The organism is Actinomadura rugatobispora (assembly GCF_042656285.1).
Taxonomy (GTDB): Bacteria; Actinomycetota; Actinomycetes; order Streptosporangiales; family Streptosporangiaceae; genus Spirillospora; species Spirillospora rugatobispora.
Map to the genome: position 1 here is coordinate 1 of NZ_JBHSON010000211.1, position 2664 is coordinate 2664.

General features: G+C 68.6%; 2 protein-coding genes. Both read left to right on the plus strand.

The genetic code is table 11. The features are described from left to right. Positions 1–1097 precede the first annotated feature (1097 nt). Positions 1098–1688 carry an LURP-one-related family protein gene (locus ACFPZN_RS55835; RefSeq protein WP_378293516.1) on the plus strand — a complete coding sequence of 197 codons (591 nt, stop codon included), beginning with the start codon at positions 1098–1100 and terminating at the stop codon, positions 1686–1688. Positions 1689–1754: 66 nt separating this feature from the next. After that, the gene (locus ACFPZN_RS55840; protein ID WP_378293518.1) at positions 1755–2111 is read left to right on the plus strand and encodes a hypothetical protein; all 357 of its coding nucleotides are present in this window, start codon (positions 1755–1757) and stop codon (positions 2109–2111) included. The last annotated feature ends 553 nt before the right edge of the window (positions 2112–2664 follow it).

Genomic DNA, 2664 nt, shown 5'->3' on the forward strand with positions numbered 1-2664 from the left:
CGGGCATCCTGGACCCGGCCAAGGTGACGCGGTCGGCGCTGCAGAACGCCTCCTCGATCGCGGCGCTGTTCCTGACCACCGAGGCCGTCATCGCCGAGAAGCCGGAGAAGACCCCGGCCGCCGCCGGCGGAGGCGCCCCGGACATGGGCGGCATGGACTTCTGATCGAGCGGTCCACGCCCCGTGTCGGGTGAACGGCACTGAGGGGGCGGTCCCATTGGGACCGCCCCCTTTTGCCGTCCTGCCGCCGCGGTCACCGGTTCGGCACGATGCACCCCTTTGACCTCCTCCCCCTCGTGAACGAGGGGGGATTCCAACCCGTGGCCTCAGGAGAGGAGCAGGGGTTGAGGTTCGCGGTTCGTCCGCCCCGGCGACCCGGAGCGTCCCCGCGCAGCGACGGCCGGTCCGGCCGCCGTGCCCACGAGCCTGAGTCTGGTCTCGTGGGCGATGTTGCGTGGCCGCGTTCACATCGGCGGCATTGCCGGCGTAGCCGCAGGACCGGCACCGGAAACACGCTTGGCTCTCGCGTGCCTCCCGATCCCCGGTTCCGCACGCCAGCAACGCTGTGAGATGTACGCGGGATCGATCTTGTTGCACGCGGCCGGGCGTCCTGTGTTTCAGCCGCTCGACCAGCAAGGCCCGGCCAGCTTGGTCTGTCTCCACCGGTCAGGCAGCACAGACGCTGGCACCAGCCTGCAGGCCGCGCCCGGGTTTCGGAGATCCGTCGTAGCGGCGGATCTCCGGTCCTTGTCCTCTCCGCAGAAGTCGATTCCTCCCCCGCCTGAAGGCGGGGGTCTCTTCGGATGTTCCCCCCCTGCCCGACCCCCTGCGGATCCTGGTGGTGGCCGCGCCTATCGCCCTCGACCTGATGCTGTACGAGAACAAGGACCGGCCCATCGGCTAGCCGTCAGCACGACCAGGCCGGGACACTGAACGCGCGCCGGTCGTTGAGGAGTACGTCAGGGAAAGGTCTTCCGCTCCCCGGTGGCCCTTGGCAGGATCGCCGCTGAGCTACAGACCGGGCCGTGTACGCGCGGGACCGGGCCGGCACGGAACGGGCACGGCACGTGAACGCGTCCGATGACGCCAGGAGAATGCATGAGCGATCCCTTCAGTTCCTCGGTGCTCAGGGTCGAGCAGCCACGCCGGGGGCCGTTCGCCAGATCGCAGTACAAGGTCCTGGACGGCGACGGCACCCTCCTCGCGGTCGCCGACCAGAGCAACACGCCGGTGCGCGCGGAGAGGCTGCAGACCTACTTCCCGGGCAAGTCCGAGCTGCACGCGAGGGCGGTCCTGCTCACCACGCCGGACGGGGCGCCGCTGCTCGTCGTCGACAAGGAGGCCGGCCGGCTGCTCACCACGGTGCTGCGGGCGGACGGCGAGCTCGTCGGCACCTTCCGCACCGAACGCGTCGGCCGCCGCTACAGCATCCGCGGCGGCGACGAGACGACGCTCGGCGAGATCGCCGTGGACCTGGGCCGCAACAACTTCACGGTGACCGACGCCGATGGCAGCCGCGTCGGGCACGTCCGCAAGAAGTGGGCGGGCCTGGCCACGCACCTGCTGACCACGGCCGACAAGTACAGCGTGGAGATCAACGACCCCGTGCCCGAGCCGCTGCGCACGATGGTGGTCACCACGGCGATCGCCATGGATCTGACGCTGCACGAGTCCAAGGACATCACCTGATCCGCCGATCCCCTTTGGCCGAGCGTCGGGCTTCCGGACGCGGCCGTGGCGAGGTACCGTCCGTTTGTGCAGGTCATTTCCGAGCGCCCGAACGGCTGGCGGATCTCGCCGGCCCTTCCGACGATCGCGAACGCCCTGCTGGCCGTGCTCTGGGGGTTCTCGACGCTCGGCGGGTGGGGTGAGGCGGCGTTCTGCGGTGAGGCCGGACGGCTCGACACCGTCTGCGCGGCCGCCTTCGAACCGGCCGTGGCGCTCTCCGTGCCTCCCGCCCTCCTGGCCATCGCCGTCGTGATGATCTCCTGGTCGCTGCCCGGCGTGCGCCACAGGCCGCAGCGACTCGACGCGCTCCTGACCGTCGCCGCCGCCCTGTGGGTCCTGGCCGAGGGGATCCTCTTCGTCGGCGGGTACCTCGCCAAGTCCTGACAACGGCGACCGCACCGGAAAAAACGGGCCAAGCGCCCCGTTGGCAACTTGTGACCTAAGTCGGGTCGAACGGCATAACACGAGGTAGATGGGCCCGAGCCCGGGCCGGTACGGAGCCAGAACGCCGACTTCTCGCAACGAAGTGCGCCAGCCGGTTTGACCTCTACCCTCGTTGGGCATACTGTTCACTTCGCCCCGCAGGGGAGCAGGACGTCGGACGACGGCCGGCCCGCGGGACACACCATCCATGATCCAGCCGGAACGGCTTCGCCGTACCCAGGATCGGGATGGATCGGAAAAGGCCCGAGTTTGACAATCGAGCCGGATCTGATGAAATAGCACCAACGCCCGGAAGGGCCCGCGGAAGCGGGGCTGGAAAGGCAAATCGGAAAAGCCCGGAATTGACAGGCCGAGCGGATCTGATAAAGTAAAAGAGTCGCCCCGGGGCGGGAAACGCGAAAGCGGGTCCAGCGCGGTGGGTGTCCGTTTCTTGAGAACTCAACAGCGTGTTAAAAGCCAGTGCCTTTATAGGTCCGGCCGTTTAGGTCGGACC

Excerpts from the sequence above, each read along its gene's own strand:
- ACFPZN_RS55835 (WP_378293516.1), top strand. The coding sequence starts at position 1,098 with ATGAGCGATCCCTTCAGTTCCTCGGTGCTCAGGGTCGAGCAGCCACGC.